This is a genomic window from Maritimimonas sp. 2210JD6-3 (assembly GCF_056591795.1).
In genome coordinates, this window is the sequence record NZ_JBWQOJ010000036.1 from 16,070 (window position 1) to 34,673 (window position 18,604).

The following is an 18,604-nucleotide window of genomic DNA, read 5'->3' on the forward strand; positions in this document are numbered from 1 at the left end:
CTATGTTTTTTAGTTTAGAATTACTGATTCGCCTTGTTCTAAATCAATTATTATGGTTTCTCTTTTCTTGTTATATGGTTTTGTACTTTTAAAAGACTTATTTTTAAAAGGATCAGTTAACTTTAATGTTCCTCCCTTTATTGCTTTAATTTTGATTTCAATAACTTCGCCTTTTTCCATTTTGGCTGAAACTAAAAAAGCGCCCTCAGTTCTTAATTTTTGAAAACTTACATTTTTCCAGTCTTTTGGTATGGCAGGAAATAAGTTAATAGTACCTGTATGGCTCTGAATAAGCATTTCCTGCAATGCTGAAGCAAATGCAAAATTACCTTCTAGTGTAAAGGGGCGATAAGTAAAATTTGAAAAACCTTTTTCTGATTGGTCTCCATTTAAGTGAAAACTATTAGGCGAGCAGAATGCGGTAGCAAAAGTCTTTAACGTTTGGGCTGCTCCCTCACCGTCAAAAGCTCTGGCTTTTAAGCCAGCTAACCAACTAAAGGAATAACCTACCCACCAATCACTTCCTTGAACATCTATATTTTTAATGGTATTTTCAATAATTTTTTGATCTTTTTCACCCTTTGAAATATCCAGAATACCTAAAGGATGATACCCAATTTGATGAGAAAAATGACGGTGCGACTGGTTATAAGGATGATTAGGGGCAAACGTTAAACCGTTTTCTTTATCTGTATCAAAATCAGGCCATTCGTTTAAGACTCTTTGCCATTTTTTTGATTCTTCTAATAAATCTAATTCCAAAGCCAACTCAGAGGCTTTTTCATAAGTAAATCGAATAAGACCTAAATCAAAATTGGTAGTTTCACCGAACCAGGCATTTCTGGAATTGTTATAAATTTCAGGACTCGAACTAATTGGTAATTTTCTATTCCCGTTTTCGTCTTTTATGGAAATCTCACCTAAGAATATTGCAACATCTTTTATCCATGGATAGGCTTTTTCTCTTAAAAACTGTTTATCCATGGTATAACGCCAATGTAAATAAAAATGGTGCCCTAACCACGCACTAACCGTTGGTCCGCAAGAATATTGTACCCATCCACCCATAGGCTCCCCAGTAAGTGTGGTAACTCCAGGCACATTTAATCCTTTTGTCTGATAAAACTTTTGCGTGTATTTATAGAACTCTTTTCTATTATTCCACAACCAATCTATAAAACCCTCTTCTAACTCTAAATGATTGGCACTATAAGCAGGCCAGTAGCTTAATTGTGTATTTAAATCGTGATGAAAATCGCCTTTCCATGGTGGTATCAATCCGTTGTCTGCTGTCCATATCGCTTGGAGCGAAATAGGGGGAGCTTCTCTTCTTGCCGAAGCTCCAAACTTGTATTGTTCCAAATACCATTGCTTTTCCAACAAGGTATCGGGTATGGAAATGGATGAGGCTTGCCAATAATTTTTCCACCACCTTGAATGTTCTCTAAACCTTTCATCAAAGCTAACGGTTTTTGCTAATTTACGTACAAAGTCTTTTGCGTATACTTGCCTTTCCATATTGGAATAATGTGCGCTTATTGACCAGTTGCCTTCAACTGCATTTGTTTTGTTTTCTTTTAAACTGGTACTAATCTGATATTCAAAATTTCCCCACCCTTCTTGTGTATAGGTAATTTGGTTTTCTTGTTCTTCTAAATTTCCTTCTGGATAACCTAATGATTTTAAATCTTGCGTTATTACTACACTTTCGTTATCGTCTTTGGATGATTTCTTAGTATAAGCTGGCGCTATTAGTTTTGGCTTGAAAGTATAGTCTGCCATATTTTCAAAACGGTACCATCCTTCTGGTTTTTCGGCATGTATAAAAACTGAGAGTTTTACCCCGTTTTGCCATTGTATTTCGCAAAGGGCATTTTTTAATAATAATGTTACAGAGCTGATTTCTCCTAACAGACTAATGTCAAACTCGAAAGCACCAGCAGGTATTTTTGTTGGTGCCGATAACTGATCGTAAGGGTTGTCAAATCTTTCTTGTACTGCTTTATAATTATCATTCTGCCATTGGTTATAAATCCAATCATATGTGAATTCATCTGCATTTAAAAATCCTGTTGGACGTAAATCCCATAGGTCTGATCTATCTAAAGAAAAACGTAGTTTACCTTCTTTTTGCCATATCAAAGCGCCTAAAATCCCATTACCTAATGGGATGGCTTCATCCCAACGTGATGGCAAATCTTTAAATTGTAATTGATATTCGGGTAGTTTTACACGTGTTTCATATTTTACACAGCCTAAACAAATCAAAAATAATAATACGTTAAAAAGTCTATTTATTTTAAGTTTCATTCAGTAGTCATTCTAAATCTTGCCAATCGTTCTTCTAATAAATCCTTTCTATAACCTGTCCACTTATCTATTATTTTTCCATTAGGATCTATTAAGAAAAAACTTGGGACTGAGTAAACACCATATTTAACAGGAGTTTCTCCATTGAACCCTTTACCATCCCATAGATTTAACCATGTTAGGGTATCCTTTTTTACAGTTTTTAACCAGGTTTCTTTTTTAGCATCTAGCGAAAAACTTACTATTTGTAAAGAATCACTATAATTTTGATGGATTCTTTTTAATTCTGGTATCGATTGGATACATGGCCCACAATAAGTAGAGGTGAAGTCAAGTAGGGTATATTTACCTTTAACAACTTCTGAAAATTTGAACTCTTCCCCTGTAGGGCTAAAGGCTTTAAAGTCATGGGCGATGTCTCCTATTTCAGTAATTTTATTATTCAAAAAAACCTCAATTGACTTTGCATATTTACTGTGTCTGAATTTTTTATTTAAACAGCTAAATAGTTTAATTACGGTATCTTTTGGTAACGTATTTTTCATAAAACCTAAATGAACTAGCGCAGCATGAGAGTTTATATTTTTGGTTATAAAGTTTAATAAAAGAGTATTTCTTGTAGAGTCTATTGCCTGCATTTGGGCTATGGATTTTTGTACATACTCATTATTGGTATCTGGTGTGCCCAACTTAAAAAGTTCTCTAACTAAACTATCCCGCTCTTTATCTAAATTAACAATCAATTTATCAGAAGCTTGCCATACATCATGTGTTTTTGAGCCTAGAACCTGAGCATTCCATCTAAAATCTTTTGCATCTCCTTTAACAATTACTTCTTCATTTTCAATAAGCAGAACAGTACGTAAAAACTCATCATTAACAGTTGCATAAATGGCGAGCATTTCAGGAGTGTCCCCTAACTTTCCCTTTAAAATAAATTTATTGTTATTTACAATAGTACTGTCAAGAATTTGATCGGTTTGAATAACCTGAATATAAATTTCGGTTCCATCTGGAAATCCTGTTACATTACCCTTTATTATAAAATCCTCATTTTTATTGCAGGCAGCGAATAAAATAATAACTATGACAACTCTAATAATTTTCATGATCTAGTAGGTTCTATATTATTGTTTATTTATTCTATGATATTTTTTTATCAGTTTTTTAGATATATCTATCGTATTTCCCTGTGGTATTGAAGTATAGTTTTCATAACCTTGCGTCCATTCCCATTCAAATTGGGTTACTTTATTATAAAAAGCCTTTTCATCAAACGTTTTGTTATTTTCAATAGCTCGAATAACGTCATTGATGAACATTTCCCAACGTTTTTTATAAAACCCTTTGGTTAATCCTGCCCATGAACGATTGGCATAATCGTTTAAACTTTGTGCAGCCGTACCCCAGGTGGTAATGATATTTCGGGCATTGTGTTCGTAGTATTTCTTTTCTTCTTCGTTCATTCCAAAGGCTTTGGCATCTTCAAGCCATTTCCCCACTAAAAAAGAAGATTGTGTTGCCAGAAGTTTATCTAAATCGTCGAACAATTCCAGCATTTTTTGGCCACTGGTTTTTAGTTCATTTAAATCTTTTGCTTTATAGCTCTTTGTAAAGTTATCTCTCAATTTTAAAAAATGGTTGCCTAATACCTGACGTCCAATATTTGCCACGTCATATTGATAACTTGCTCTATGGCTTGGTTCTTCTAATAACAACTGCCAAGCTTTAAACAAATCGGCATTTTCATAGTCTATTGTTGGGTCTGTAGTCCAGTTCCCACTACCTATTAATGTTGGTCTGGCATTGGTTAATGTTGCCTGTCCTAATCTTGCAGGATCTTTATATACTTTCTGATGTAATATCTCCCAAGCTTTTCTAGTATTCTCGTCTTTAGAACCATGACGTATATCTGCCCAATTTTGAATCCATTTCTGTGTATCTGTCCTTCCATTTGCCCATACTTTTTCAAACACATATTCGTACATCACCAGATTTACATCAAGCGCTTCTAAAGTAGAACCTACACCCCACATGTTTTTATTTTTTATCAAAGCATTTTCAATACGTTCTTCGACCGTATTAATATTACCAGCCATCATCGTATTCCCTCCAAAGTTTCCTAAATAACACCATATAAAGGGTTGTTCGAAAAACGAATCGGTCATTTGCCATACTTCTTTATTTTCGCAATAATAATCTAACAGCATCATTTTATCTTGTGGTACGGCTTTTACCATGGCTTCTATACGTTCATTCGTCCAATGTTCCCTCTCAAAATAGAATATCCATGACATTTGCAACCATGTGGCTTGAGGATCAATATCTTTTATAGAGCTATAAATGGTATTGGATACTGTTGCCAAATATTCAGGTTCCCAACTCGGCGGATGCACTTCATTAAATGGATCAGCACCATATATATGATCTGTTCCATATAATTCGGTTTGCTTAGTTAAGAATTTATGCTGCACTTCCTCGAACACTGAATCTAGTGGATCTAAAAAGAAAGCACGATACTCATCTTTAAAACCTCCCCAAGAACTCAGACGACTAATTTTAGCTTCTGGGTATACTGTTTTTAAGGCTTCTGGGACATGACCCGCAAATGCAGGAAGTACTGGCGTCATCCCTAATTCTCGCTCACGTTCAACAATTTTTTTCTGCAATTCTTTTTGATGTGTTAACCATGACTTCGGTAAAGCCCCCCCCCATTTATCTAAATTAGACATGCGATGCCAAGGCAAGTGGGCAGGCCCGGTAAAATAACCTCTTATTTGTTCATCGGACAGACCATATTCTTTCCAGACTTCATACCAAATAGCTTCTTGCCCTGTGATAGCCAGTGGCATGTTGATTCCATTAAGAGCCATCCAATCAATGAATCGCTCCCAATCTTTCCATTGCCACCATGGCATAGTATAACCGAAGGTACAATAGTTTAAGAAAAAACGATTTTCAACTCTGGCAGATTTGGTTACTTTTTCAGGAATAGCCGGTAGTGTTTCTGGTAACTCCACTGGGTCATTTGCATACCAAGAAACATATGTCTTGCAGTAATTTTTTAAATAATGATTAAGACCAACAGCTAGTGAATTGGTATTATTGGCAGATATATGAATTTTATTGTTTTTGGCTTGAAGAGTAAATTGGTCACTTTTGTTTTCAACAATTTCAAATACGAAATATTTACTTTGACCCGGTGCAATTCTGTTTAACAACTCGTGGATTTCACTATTATCAAGATCTTGTTCTACTTCATCGTTTTTTTTATTACAACCTAAGCTTATAACTGCTAATAATACTATAATGAGGAATGGTTTATTCATTTTCTAAATAAGGTAAAAAACAAATCCTAAGAGGATTATTACCCTCTCAGGATTTTGTCAAACTAATTCAAACTAACTTATGAAATTTTATAAAAGACATCTGACTAAATTATTATGTTTTCAGTCTATAGGAGTTCAATAATCAGTCTATTGGGTTTACTTATTCACCAATATGGAAGTTAACGCTGTAACTGATAGATTTAAAAACCATATTTCCAAATTTTATGGAACTTTATACAGTTGCAGGTTATCATTGTTTTTAGCAAACAATATCGCAAGATTCCCTCCAGAAAGTTTAATCCATTCTGCATTTTTTACATCTCCACTAGCATACAAACCACTTTTGTACGCCGGAATAGGATTAAAACTTCCCTGTCCATTGCCTTCTAAGTACAAACCAAAGGAAGCGTCATTTCTGGGTGTTTCAACTTCTGAACCATATAGATTACCAGATATAATCAAATCAAGATTTCCATCTTTATTTACATCTTTAGTTAAAATATTATTTACAGAAGAAAACTGTGCTTCATTAGGCAATCTCTTGATTTTAAATTGTCCATTACCCACATTTTCTATGTAGCTGGTTGCAAAATTATTAGCTTTATAATGCAACGCATTTTCAAGACTTTCAGTTGAATATACGTCTGCCAAATCAGCTTCAGCAAATGAGTTATAATCTTCAAACTTAACTTCAATGGCAGGAATCTGTTCTGCTGAACATTGCCTTCCTCTAACAGGGTATTGCTTCCCTTTATAGTGATAACCCAAAACTATATCTGTGCTTTTGTTATTATCAAAATCATCTGCATAAATATCAAAAGGTTCTTTTTGAGATGCCTGGTATTTATAGTTCAGACCTAAGTTACCGGCAATGTAATCTGTATCTCCGTCATTGTCAAAATCTCCTTCCTTTAAACTGAACCACCAACCCGTGGTATCTTGCATCCCTAACTCTTTAGTTATATCTCTGAAAACTCCGTTATTATTTGCCAAAAAAGTTAATGGCATCCATTGGCCTACAACAATTAAATCTAAGGATTTATCATTGTTAAAATCTGTCCATATAGCATCTGTTACCATACCTATATCAATCAATTCAGGAGCTATTTCTTTTGTAACATTAGTAAACTTTATGTTTTCTCCGTTGCTATCATTTCTTAAGATGGTACTACTTGCTGGTAACGGATAATTACGCGGTGTATGCAAACCGCCAACAAATAAATCAAGATCGCCATCATTATCATAATCGGCCGAAACTACTTTTGATCCGCTTTCAAATACTTGAGGTAAAGCATTTTCATTTTTCACAAAACCGTTCTTGGTATTCATATACAGACGGTCTTGATACCCCCTGGTATTTTTATAAAATTCGTTTCCACCGCTTACTACATATAAATCTTGAAGTCCATCATTGTTAGCATCAAAAAATATAGCACTCACATCTTCTTTAATATCATCTCCTTTCCAACTTGCATGTCTTTGCATTTTTTGAAATGAGCCATCTGAAGTCTGCAGGTACAGGTCTCCAAAAAATCCGGATGCCCCGCCAATAAAGAAATCATCTAACCCATCATTGTTTATATCTGCAACTGCAAGTGCAGGACCCTCTTGTGACATTTTATGAGGTAGCAATACTTGGTAAAGATAATCATCAAAGTTATTCTCATTATGCTTATGCTGTATTCCAAAATCTTGTGTAATATTTTTAAATATCTTGTTTTGACTTAATTGTTTACTATTAAAAGAGTCAGATTTTTTCTGTGCAAGTTCATAAGATATTGTAAGCTTTGTATTTACGTTTATGTCAGTTAATTTTTGGTATTTGCCATCTGGCCATCTAATAACTAAACTATCCACTTTATCACTTTGGCCTAATCCAAAATGTAAAAATGGTGCCATAGAAGATTGAAAGCCTCTTGTTAGTATAAGTTCTTGATATTGTATTTTACTTTTATTAAACAATGTTACTTTAGCGCCAATACCGAGAGGATTTTTTTCTGAACCTTTGAGTTTAATTTGAAGGTAATTTGTTTGATCAAAATCAGAAGAAGTATTTTCATATAATGTGCTTGTTTCATCTAAATTGTTTATCACTAAATCTAAATCACCATCATTATCGAAATCTGCATAAGCAGCGCCATTCGAAAACCCTCTCTCATCTAAGCCCCATTCTCTTGAGGTGTTTTTAAAAGTTAAATCTTTATTATTTTTAAAGGCATAATTGGAAATTTTCTCAGATGGCATATCTAAAACCAAACCTAATTTGTATTCATCTCTATTTACCTTTTCTCCATATTCTTTATTAATTTTTTTAAAATAATCTTTATTATTAATATCTCGCCTAGTACCATTTGTTATGAATAAATCTTTCCAACCATCATTGTCAAAATCCGCCAACAATGATGCCCAACTCCAATCTGTCAAAGCTATCCCTGACAAATTAGCTATATTACTAAATAGTGGCTTACCATTAAAATTACCCTGATTTAATTGCAAAGCATTTTTCATATATTGATAGTGAAACCCATTGGATGTCATCATATGAAACAATAATGTATTCATACTTTGCATATTAGCTTTTGACCTTCTATTATCTTCTGGTGTCATATCTAGTTGAACCAAATCTATTAGACCATCATTATTAAAATCTGCTGCATCAGCACCCATTCCATAAAAAGATGTTTGGTTAGTTACCTCTATCAGATTTTCTGTGAAGGTTCCATCACCATTATTAAAATAAAACTCATCTCTGGGTTCAAAATCATTTGAAACATAAATGTCATAATACCCGTCGTTATTATAATCACTTACGGCTGCAGCTAAAGAAAGGCCGAACCTCTTAAGGCCAGCTTCCTCAGTTACATCAGTAAAAGTTCCATTACCTTCATTTCTATAAAGTGTATTTGATTCTTTATCGGTAACTGTTTGTTCTTTCTCGATATAAACCGATAAGGGGGATGAAAAAGGAGTTGGAGGATAGTTAATGATATATAGATCTAAATCGCCATCATTATCATAATCGAAAAAAGTTGATTGCATGCTGTTTCCTGAATCTGCAATACCATAATCTTGAGCCATTTCTTTAAATACGGGAATACCATTTTCATTAAGTCCTTCGTTGTGATAAAACAAATTTTTCGTGCTATTCCAAATACCGGATACACTTACGTAAATGTCTAATAAACCGTCTGCGTCTAAGTCTACCATACTTACACCCGTTGCCCATTCTTCACCTCCGGCAACTTTCGCAAATTGCGTGATATCATTAAATTTTAAATTTCCCTGGTTCAGGTACAATTTATTATCAACCATATTCCCGGTAAAAAAAATATCTTGTAGCCCGTCGTTATTAATATCACCTACGGCAACGCCTCCCCCCATATATAGATAAGTATAATTGAAATAATTAACCGTATCGTTCTCAGTTAAATTATTAGAAAAACGGATTCCAGATTTCTGCGCAGCAACTTTTACAAAGGTTTTTGAAGGTTTATTTTGAGAATCTTTTTTACAAGAGAATAAAAAAAACATACAGATTACAATGAATAAATTTGTAAATCTATAGTTAGAGGTGTAGAAGTAAATTAGTCGCATTTTATCACTTTTTATTTTTTAATATAATAAAAGAGCAATAAAATAGTAAAAACATCTTATTGCCCTTTTCATAGTTACTTATTTCTATTTTATTTCACTAGTATCCAGGATTTTGACCTAATGAAGGTGCTGCTTCCCTTTCACTTCGAGGTATTGGTAAAAAATACATCTTGTCTTCCCATTTTCGCAATCCATCAACAATGTTTGTACCGTATTCGTAAGTAATTAAAGGTGGATCAACAGATGTGTCTTTTATAACCCTAATACCTAAGGCTGGCTGATTTAATACTGTTGGTGCGATTTGCCAGCGTAAAATGTCATACCATCTGTGATTTTCAAACGCAAGTTCTACACGTCTTTCGTTTCGATAGCGGTCGCGTAAATCTGTACCTGATTCAGTTACTGGTGGCATTCCAACTCTCGCTCTTACAAGATTAATAGCTTCTCTAGCTGCAGCATCGTTACCCAATTCAATTTCAGCTTCTGCCAGATTTAAATACATTTCGGCTAAACGAAAGAAAATCCATGGTTTTGTATGTGCCTCAGGCCCTCTCAATTGCACCTTCTCTGGCTCTGTCTGTTTTAATACATTGTAATTTGATAGGGTGCCACCATTAACGTTCGCAGCATTTCCAGCTAGAGAAAGATCCCCGGGGTTATTGGCATCCACATGATATTCTACAACCTGGCCTTCTAAGACACTTCCATGACGAATAAATGTTAAATCTAATCGAGGATCTCTATTCGTCCAAGGGTCTTGAGGATCTACTGGACTACCATCTAAAGTTTCATACGCATCAACTAATGATTGTAGTGGTCTAAAAAATCTAGTATCAGTACCACCGGGTAAAATGTTTGGTAAATAATATCTACCAATACCATAATTCCAGCCAGCAAACACTTGCCCTGAAGGATTTTCTTGAGTGAAATTTCTCCCAAAAATCACTTCTGAAGAAACAGTTTGATTATACAGATTACCATAATCGTTGTCTAAGCTATAATCTCCTAAGTCTATTACAGCCTGAGCAGCATCTTTCGCTGCCTGCCATTTACTTTGATCATTGCCGGTGTTATGTAAAGGGCTCGCCGCATACAATAATACTCTTGCTTTTAAAGCTGCAGCCGCTCCTCTTGTAGCTCTTCCGTTAAAACTTCCTCTGGTATTTTCGGCAGGTAAATCTGGTATGGCCAAATCCATTTCGTTAACTATAAACTGAACTACTTCATCATAGGGTGTTCTGCCAATATCAAAAGATTCTTGCCCTAATTCAAATAATGTAGTTATTAAAGGCACATCACCATAAACACTTATCAAGTCAAAATATAACCAGGCACGTATAAAGCGCATTTCTGCTGTTAGCCTGCTCTTTGCCTCAGGGCTTACTGAACTGCCTTCAATACGATCAAAGAAAAAATTTAAATCTCTAATGTTTTGATAGTTAGTGGCCCAAGCAGTTTGGCCAACATCGGTAGGGTTATCTTCTGATATTTCAGCCCTGCTATAGGCTGCAAATTGCATATTCATTGCGTCATCTGATACCCCATCTTTTTGAAAAGCTCCAAATTGAAACGTAGTAAAAGCACGGTATCTTCCATTAACAAACTGCTCTAGTAAATTATCATTAGAAAAAATATCAATTTCAGAAATATCAGAAAGAGGTCTTTTGTCTAACACATCTTCGCTACACGATGATATAAAATTAAAGAAAGTTATAAGTATCAATAAACTAATGCTAGACTTCATTAGAACAGAGTTTTTTGTCTGTGTATTTGTTGTTTTCTTCATCTTAATTTATTATTTTAAAACGTAACATTTAAACCGAAATTAAATAATTTTCTATTTGGTAATCTCCATGCAAAAGGGTCAATTTGCTCAGGATCTGAAAGGCCTACATCTTTAAACTTATCAAATGTTAATAAATTAGTTCCGCTAAAGTATATCCTCAAGTTACTAAGGCCAATAGAAGATATTAATTCCTTATCAAAATTATAAGCTAACTCTACATTTTTTAGACGCAAGAATGACACATCGCGTTGCCAGAAGTTGTTTCTAAAACCGTTTGAATCTTGATCATAACCATTTCTTCTGTTAGCAGTGCCTCCAATATTAGGAAGGCTTGCATTAGGTGTATCGGGCGTGTAAGCATTTTCAAGAAAATATGCTGGTGCGCTGGTTGTTCCAGAACCATCAAATGATGCTGCAATACCCAATTCAGATTTTGCTTGTCCCTGCCAGAAAGTATTTAACTCAAAGCCTTTATAAGTAGCTCCTAAATTAATTCCATATGTAATTTGAGGAGTTGTGGTCTCTTCAATAACAATTCTATCATTGGCGTCTAAAACACCATCTCCATTAGTATCTGCATATATCAAATCGCCTATGACTGTTCCGGCAGCATTAGGAAAATTATCCAAATCCTGCTGAGTTCTATAAATACCGATAGCATTATAAGCCAAGAAGCTTCCTGTAGGACGTCCTTCTAAATTCTGATAAGGTTCTGCAGGTTCAACAGCATCTTGAAATACCAATTCATTTTTAGCATATTGTATATTACCTCCTGCATTAAAACCAACTTCCCCAAAAGTATTTCTATAATTTATGCTAGCTTCGAATCCTTTATTCTTTGTAATACCAATATTTTCAAATGGTAATCTTAATCCTGTAAAATCGGGCACACTAACATTTCTAGGTGCTAGTATATCTTCTCTTTCTTCTTTAAAAAGGTCTAATTCAAACAATAATTTGTTTTGAAATAAACCTAGCTCCAATCCGAAATTAATTAACTCTGCTGTTTCCCAGGTTACGTTTGGATTAGGGTCAGTGCCTGCTACCGATATTACAGGTTGATTTACTCCACCTAATGGGAAGGAATTGTCTGGCGAAAAACGACTTAAAAACTGAAATGCCGCTATCCTGTCATTACCAACAAGTCCCCAACTGGCTCTCAATTTCAATAAACTAATGTTCTTACTATCTTTTAAGAAATTTTCCTTAGATATTACCCATCCAACTGATGCTCCTGGGAAGAAACCAAAACGCTCATCTTTTGGGAAGTTAAAACTCCCATCATATCTAAAATGAAATTCTGCCAAGTATTTACCATCATAATCATACCCAAATCGACCAATGTATCCTTGTCTGGCAAAGTTTCCTTGGTCAGTTCCAGTAGTTTGTGTTTCTACATCCCCAGCAGATAGAACATCTGTTGTAGGTCCCAATGTTCCATCTAAACGCGATAACGAACTATAGTTATTTTGAAGTTCATTCTGCTCAAATGACAAAAACGTATCTACATTATGCAGCTCAAATGCCTTTTTATAGGCAATCTTAAAATTATAAGTATATGACGTCTGTCTGAAATACTCTTCAGTAAGTCTCATTACACCAATAGCATTCTCTGTCAAAGACCCATCAGCTTCTAAATCATAGGTAAGCATTGGTCTGTTAAAAGTTTTATGATAGTTTTGAGTATAATCTGCTGCTGCCCAAAACCCGGTACTCAAACCTGGAAGCAGCTTGGATAAATCGTAGTCTAAGCGTAATGTTCCATTAAACAACGTATTATCTTCTCTTTCATAACCTGCACTATTTAGTACGGTAATAAATGGGTTTAAAAGATCTGGACTGGCTGGTGAAAGGAAAAACCCATCTTGAGATACCTGATCTACAGGGGTTAAACTTCGTACTGACCTTAACAATTGGAACCTATCTCCTCCAGGATATTCATAATCCTCTAATCTACCAGACAAATCCACTCCCAATTTAAGATCGTCGTTTATTTGTACATCAATATTCGAACGAAGATTGTATTGAGCAACATCTGTTTTGTCATCATTATTTATTATTCCATCTTGCTGCGTAGCTCCTAATGAAATAAAATATTTAGTTTTTTCAGTACCACCATTAACAGAAATATTATAGCGTTTTTGCAATGATGTTCTATCATATACTTCGTTCCACCAATTGGTTCCATTAAAATTTCTAAAATTGTCAAGCTCTTGACTTGTAAATAATGCCCCACCTCCTTCACGAATAAGTGAAGCATTAGTTTGTCTTGCAAAGTCAAAGGCACTAGCACTTTTTACTAAACGAGATGGTGAGGACAAAGCTACATTGGTAGTTAGTGATATTGTCGGTTTTCCTGTTTTACCTCGTTTAGTGGTTACCAAAATAACGCCGTTCGCAGCTCTAGAACCATAAATAGAAGCAGAAGCATCTTTAAGTATTGATATGCTTTCTATATCTTGGGGGTCTAGTCTATCTAATCCATCCCGTCCAGGAACACCATCAATGACTATCAGCACGGCATTTGGATTTATATTGTCATCGGGATCAGAATCAAATGTACCTCTACCTCTAATCAATATATTAAGAGCTTCTCTACCAGGTTCAGCGGTATTCTGATTAATAATCAACCCCGGTAAACGTCCTGATAAAGAGGTGGCAAAATTGGCCGCTGGGCTTCTTTTTATAACATCTCCATCCACTTGAGATACAGCATTTGTTACTTCTATCTTCTTTTTAGTGCCATAACCTACTACGACCACATCATCTAAAAACGTAGTTTCTTCGGCCATTGTGGCATTAATAACGGCTTGATCATTCACGGCTATTTCTACGGTTTTATAACCTATATACGAAAATACCAGCGTGGCATTGTCATTTACATTCGAAATAGTATAGTTGCCATCAAAATCAGTAGTTGTACCATTTGTGGTACCTTTTACAAAAACGGCGACACCTGGGATAGGTTCATTTGTTTCTGTAGTTACTTTTCCAGTAATTTGCTTCTGTGCTAAAACTGTTGTAGTAAACAGCAAAAAAGCAAAAAGAAAATTCAATTTAAGATACTTTTTTTTCATGCAGATGTAATTATTTGTTAGTTATGACGGTAAAAGTAATATAGGGGCTATAACTACTAGGTATAATAATTCATCGGAATGGTTTGAATATCATTCTTTTTTGATTGTCAACATCTGGTCCAACCCCAAATCTAATCTATAAACACTTAACTTTACCGCATAACTTTTTGAAAAAATTAAATATAAAACTATGTATGTCATAATAACTTATTTAATATTTTAACTATATGCTTCGATTTAAGCACTTACTATTTATTTTCTTGCTCATTAAAACAATAGCTTTTTCTTATGCCCAAACAGCTCAGCTTTCGTTTGAAGAATTTGTTGTCGAAGATGGATTGGCCTCAGTAAACTGTATTTTAAAAGATAAAGATGGGTTCATGTGGTTTGGAGGAACCCATGGGCTATACAGATATGATGGTTATAAGTTTAAAGCCTTTACGAATGATACTTCCAACAAATATTCATTAAGTAATAACAATGTTATTTGCCTCTTTGAAGATAGTAACGGTTATTTATGGGTAGGAACTATGCTTGGCGGATTGAATAAATTTAATCCGATTGATGAGTCTTTTGAGAATCATAATAATACAGGTTCAGAGATTTACTCAACAAATTATATTACTACAATAACAGAAGATTTAGAAGGACTTATATGGGTTGGTACTTTTGGAGAAGGAGCCTATTCTTATAATACGAAGAATAATCAGATTAAAAAGTTTGAGCATAGAGATTCTAATAGTATCAGCAACAATGATGTTTTTTCTATCAAAGCTGATGAAAATTTTATTTGGATAACATCAAATTCAGGCGTATTAGATTCGTATCATAAAAAATCGAATACATACAAGCATTATAGATTTAGCGAAAATGAGTATAAAAGTACGCGTTCAGGACAACGAATGGCTTTTGATTATCTAGGTAACTTGTGGATCGCAACAGAAGAGGAAGGGATCTTTAAATTTGACATACCATCGAAAAAATTTAATCATTACGAATCTACAGAAGCAAAGCCTTCAATTAGCTCGAATACAGTAACAGACATAAAAGAAGGAAAACCTGGTGAAATCTGGGCTACTACTTATGAGGGTTTAAACCTTATAAACACAAATTCGGGCGAAATCTCAATATTTAAGAATAATGTTTACGACCAACATAGTATAACGAATAATATATCTTATTGTTTATTTATCGACAATGATTACGGTCTATGGATGGGAATGGGAGATGGAACAGTTAATAAAACCATTACTTCACCATTTGAAATATATCAACCCTCATTTTCTAAAACCAGCAGCAGCGTAAGTTTTAACGTGATTGTTTCGCTTTTTTTATCCGATAGTACTTTGTGGATCGGAACAGGTGGCGGAGGGTTGGATAAGTTGGACTTAAAAACGAATACATTCTATAACTATAAGCATAATCCAAAAAACAGTAATTCTATCCCTTCTGACATAGTAATGTCAGTGATTGAAGATAACCAAGACAGAGTCTGGACCGGAAATTTTAAAAATAGCATTATAGGTTATTTAGATAAAAAAACTAACTCATTTAATGCACCTTACTTAAACCTAAAAGAGAAACTTATTCTTTCTAATAGTTTGGTTTTTGACCTAGTAGAAGATAACAGCGACAATATTTGGATCGCAACCTATAATGAAGGCTTACACAAATACAATAAAACTTCTGGCGAACTAGTAAATTATAAATCAAATAATACTAAAGGTTTGCTTACAAATAGAATACTAAGTCTATTTCATGATAAAACTGGAAGGTTATGGATTGGCACACTAGATAAAGGCGTTCAGATCTACAATCAAAATAAAGACAACTTCGAATCTTTAAAAGAATCGGGAATTGAAATATCGTCGTTATCAAATTTTCCTATAAAAGATATCTATCAGGATAATAAAAATAATATTTGGATTGCTACTGAAGGAAATGGCGTTTATCAACTAAATTTTCAAAATAAGAAAACTAAACAACTCAGCATGTTAGAAGGCTTACCGAGCAACTCGGTTTATGGAATTATTCAGGACGATTCAAATAATTTTTGGTTTAGTACAAACAAAGGAATTGCTACGTTCAATTCAGCAACCGGAAATATAGCAACTTATAATTCTAATGATGGGCTTCCTACGAATGATTTTGAATCAGGAGCTATAGCAAAAGCAAAAGATGGTAAACTCTTTTTTGGTAGCAAAAAAGGTTTAATTGCATTTTATCCGAGTGAATTAAGTATTCGTACCGCTGATCCAAATCTTAAGTTTACAGCATTTAAAATGTTGAATCGCACTGTCAATGTCAATGAAAAAATTGAGAACTATATACCCTTAGATTCATCCGTTTTGGTTAAAAAAAGAGTAAAACTACCTTATTATTTGAATAATTTTAGCATCGATTTTGCTGCACCTGGTTATCCATCTCCTTACAATATAAAATATGAATATAAGTTGGAAGGCCTAGATGACGAGTGGCTTACAACATTTTCAGAACGACCATTTGCAAATTATTCAAATATACCTCCAGGAGATTATTTACTTCGAGTAAAAGCTATCGATGAAAACAATAGTGAAACAAAGAATTTTTACGAAAGAAGCATTCGTTTACAAATTGCGCAAGTATGGTGGAGAACGGATTTAGCGTATTTCATTTACTTTTTACTTTTAGGATCGCTTTTTTATTACATATATAAAAATATGCGAGCTAGGGTTAAACTTAAAAACGAATTGATTATTGAGAAATACAGGCATGAAAAAGATGAAGAGTTACATAAATCTAAAATAAACTTTTTTACCAATATTTCTCATGAATTAAGAACGTCATTAACCTTGATTTTAACTCCTCTTGCGGAATTATCTAAAACCAATGACACAAGCAATAAAGTAAATAATCTACTAATGATTGCCAATAGAAATGGTCAACGACTATTAAACCTTGTAAATCAGATACTAGATTTCCGTAAAATGGAATCAAATATTGCCAAGTTAAAAGTTTCTCATATAGAATTGCGTGACTTTTTCGAAGAATTATGCATTCCATTTTATCAGTATTCAGAAGAAAAAAATGTTCAGTTTCAATTAACGGTTTCAAACAGTTGCCATAAAGGTTGGATAGATGCCAATAAGTTAGAAGTCGTAACTTATAATTTATTATCTAATGCCTTTAAGTTTACTAAAGATAAAATTGATATTAATGTAGACCTTGACGAGAAAGATGAAAAGCTCATCATAAAAATAAAAGACAACGGTAAAGGTATTCCTGAAAATGAACAGTCAGAGATTTTTAAGAATTTTTATCAGATTAAATCTAAGAACAATGATAACACGGCAGGTACTGGGATAGGATTGGCTATAACGAAAAATCTGGTTGACTCACATAAAGGTAAAATAGCCGTTAAGAGTGAGGCTAAAAAATATACCATCTTTAACGTTATTATCCCTATAGCCAAGCATTTTTATGATAAAGATGAGATTGATTCAGGCCAAGCACCAATCAATTTTAAGGAGAACTACCAAGAGTTGGTGTATGAAAAAGAATTTAAAGAAGAAAATGGTTTAAATGCTATTGAAACAGATAAACCAGTGTTACTAATCGTTGAAGATAACCTGGAAATTAGAAATTTAATCGGGGATAATTTTTCCAGCAAATATGAGGTACATACAGCTGTGGATGGTTTTGATGGCTCGGATATGGCATTTGAAATTATTCCTGATATTATTATATCTGATATAATGATGCCAAAACTAAATGGCCTTGATCTGTGTAAAAGAATAAAAACTGATGAACGTACTTCTCATATTCCAATCATTCTCTTAACAGCCAGAGGATCTCATGCATTTAAAATTGAAGGGTTTGAGTTTGGGGCGGATGACTACTTGACAAAACCCTTTAGCCTGGATATTTTAAATATTCGTGTAAAAAATTTAATCAGCTCAAGAAAACTGTTGAGAGAGAAGTTTGAGAAAGAAGTTATCCTCAAACCAAAGGACATTGCTATAAATAACACTGATGAAATCTTTATTGAAAAAATTTTAAAAATCATTGAAGATAAAATGTCTGATTCTAAATTTTCCGTAAAAATATTGGCATCAGAAATTGGGATGAGTCATTCTGTATTATATAGAAAGATTATGGCACTGACTGGTCAAAATGTAAATGATTTTATTAGATCAATGAAGTTATCTCGGGCTTCTCAATTAATTTTGCAAGGAGATTATACCATTAATGAGATTAGTGATATGACGGGGTTTTCAAACCCAAAATACTTTAGTACTACTTTTAAAAAGAAATACGGAAAAACACCTACGCAATACAGAAAAGATAACTAATGAAACGAGATTTTAATTAAAAATAACTTTCACCTCACTATGGATTTTAATAAAATTCTTCTCCAAATCCACTGCGGTCATTTCTTTTGGCACGAGTACACTTTCTGTTCCAGTTAGTTTATCATTAAGAATATCTTCTTCCATTTTTGGTAATGCTAATTTCTTATTAGTAAAACT

At 33.9% G+C, this 18,604-nt stretch carries 7 protein-coding genes; 1 reads left to right on the plus strand and 6 read right to left on the minus strand.

Features of this window, described 5'->3' with window-relative positions; all coding sequences use genetic code 11:
* Nucleotides 1-9: 9 nt before the first annotated feature.
* The 6 genes from AC1EUY_RS13100 to AC1EUY_RS13125 all read right to left on the minus strand — a co-directional run bounded on the left by AC1EUY_RS13100 (nt 10) and on the right by AC1EUY_RS13125 (nt 14,096).
* Complete coding sequence (locus AC1EUY_RS13100) at nt 10-2,310, minus strand: glycosyl hydrolase family 95 catalytic domain-containing protein (protein WP_480195996.1); 2,301 nt, start codon at nt 2,308-2,310, stop codon at nt 10-12.
* Nucleotides 2,307-3,419 (minus strand): thioredoxin-like domain-containing protein, encoded by a 1,113-nt coding sequence (locus tag AC1EUY_RS13105; protein WP_480195997.1) that lies wholly within the window; start codon nt 3,417-3,419, stop codon nt 2,307-2,309. Before AC1EUY_RS13105 ends, AC1EUY_RS13100 begins: the two co-directional genes overlap by 4 nt.
* An 18-nt stretch (nt 3,420-3,437) precedes the next feature.
* A complete protein-coding gene (locus AC1EUY_RS13110) occupies nt 3,438-5,639 on the minus strand; it encodes an alpha-N-acetylglucosaminidase (protein WP_480195998.1) in 2,202 nt (733 codons plus the stop codon).
* Between the two features lie 222 nt (nt 5,640-5,861).
* The gene (locus AC1EUY_RS13115; protein WP_480195999.1) at nt 5,862-9,170 is read right to left on the minus strand and encodes a VCBS repeat-containing protein; all 3,309 of its coding nucleotides are present in this window, start codon (nt 9,168-9,170) and stop codon (nt 5,862-5,864) included.
* A gap of 160 nt (nt 9,171-9,330) precedes the next feature.
* Complete coding sequence (locus tag AC1EUY_RS13120; RefSeq protein WP_480196000.1) at nt 9,331-11,019, minus strand: RagB/SusD family nutrient uptake outer membrane protein; 1,689 nt, start codon at nt 11,017-11,019, stop codon at nt 9,331-9,333.
* A gap of 14 nt (nt 11,020-11,033) precedes the next feature.
* A complete protein-coding gene (locus AC1EUY_RS13125; protein WP_480196001.1) occupies nt 11,034-14,096 on the minus strand; it encodes a SusC/RagA family TonB-linked outer membrane protein in 3,063 nt (1,020 codons plus the stop codon).
* Between the two features lie 227 nt (nt 14,097-14,323).
* Between AC1EUY_RS13125 and AC1EUY_RS13130 the strand changes: the two genes are divergently transcribed.
* The gene (locus tag AC1EUY_RS13130) at nt 14,324-18,427 is read left to right on the plus strand and encodes a hybrid sensor histidine kinase/response regulator transcription factor (RefSeq protein WP_480196002.1); all 4,104 of its coding nucleotides are present in this window, start codon (nt 14,324-14,326) and stop codon (nt 18,425-18,427) included.
* The last annotated feature ends 177 nt before the right edge of the window (nt 18,428-18,604 follow it).

Coding starts and splice junctions, on each gene's coding strand:
- AC1EUY_RS13100 (WP_480195996.1), bottom strand. CDS start 2,310: ATGAAACTTAAAATAAATAGACTTTTTAACGTATTATTATTTTTGATT.
- AC1EUY_RS13105 (WP_480195997.1), bottom strand. CDS start 3,419: ATGAAAATTATTAGAGTTGTCATAGTTATTATTTTATTCGCTGCCTGC.
- AC1EUY_RS13110 (WP_480195998.1), bottom strand. CDS start 5,639: ATGAATAAACCATTCCTCATTATAGTATTATTAGCAGTTATAAGCTTA.
- AC1EUY_RS13115 (WP_480195999.1), bottom strand. CDS start 9,170: ATGTTTTTTTTATTCTCTTGTAAAAAAGATTCTCAAAATAAACCTTCA.
- AC1EUY_RS13120 (WP_480196000.1), bottom strand. CDS start 11,019: ATGAAGAAAACAACAAATACACAGACAAAAAACTCTGTTCTAATGAAG.
- AC1EUY_RS13125 (WP_480196001.1), bottom strand. CDS start 14,096: ATGAAAAAAAAGTATCTTAAATTGAATTTTCTTTTTGCTTTTTTGCTG.
- AC1EUY_RS13130 (WP_480196002.1), top strand. CDS start 14,324: ATGCTTCGATTTAAGCACTTACTATTTATTTTCTTGCTCATTAAAACA.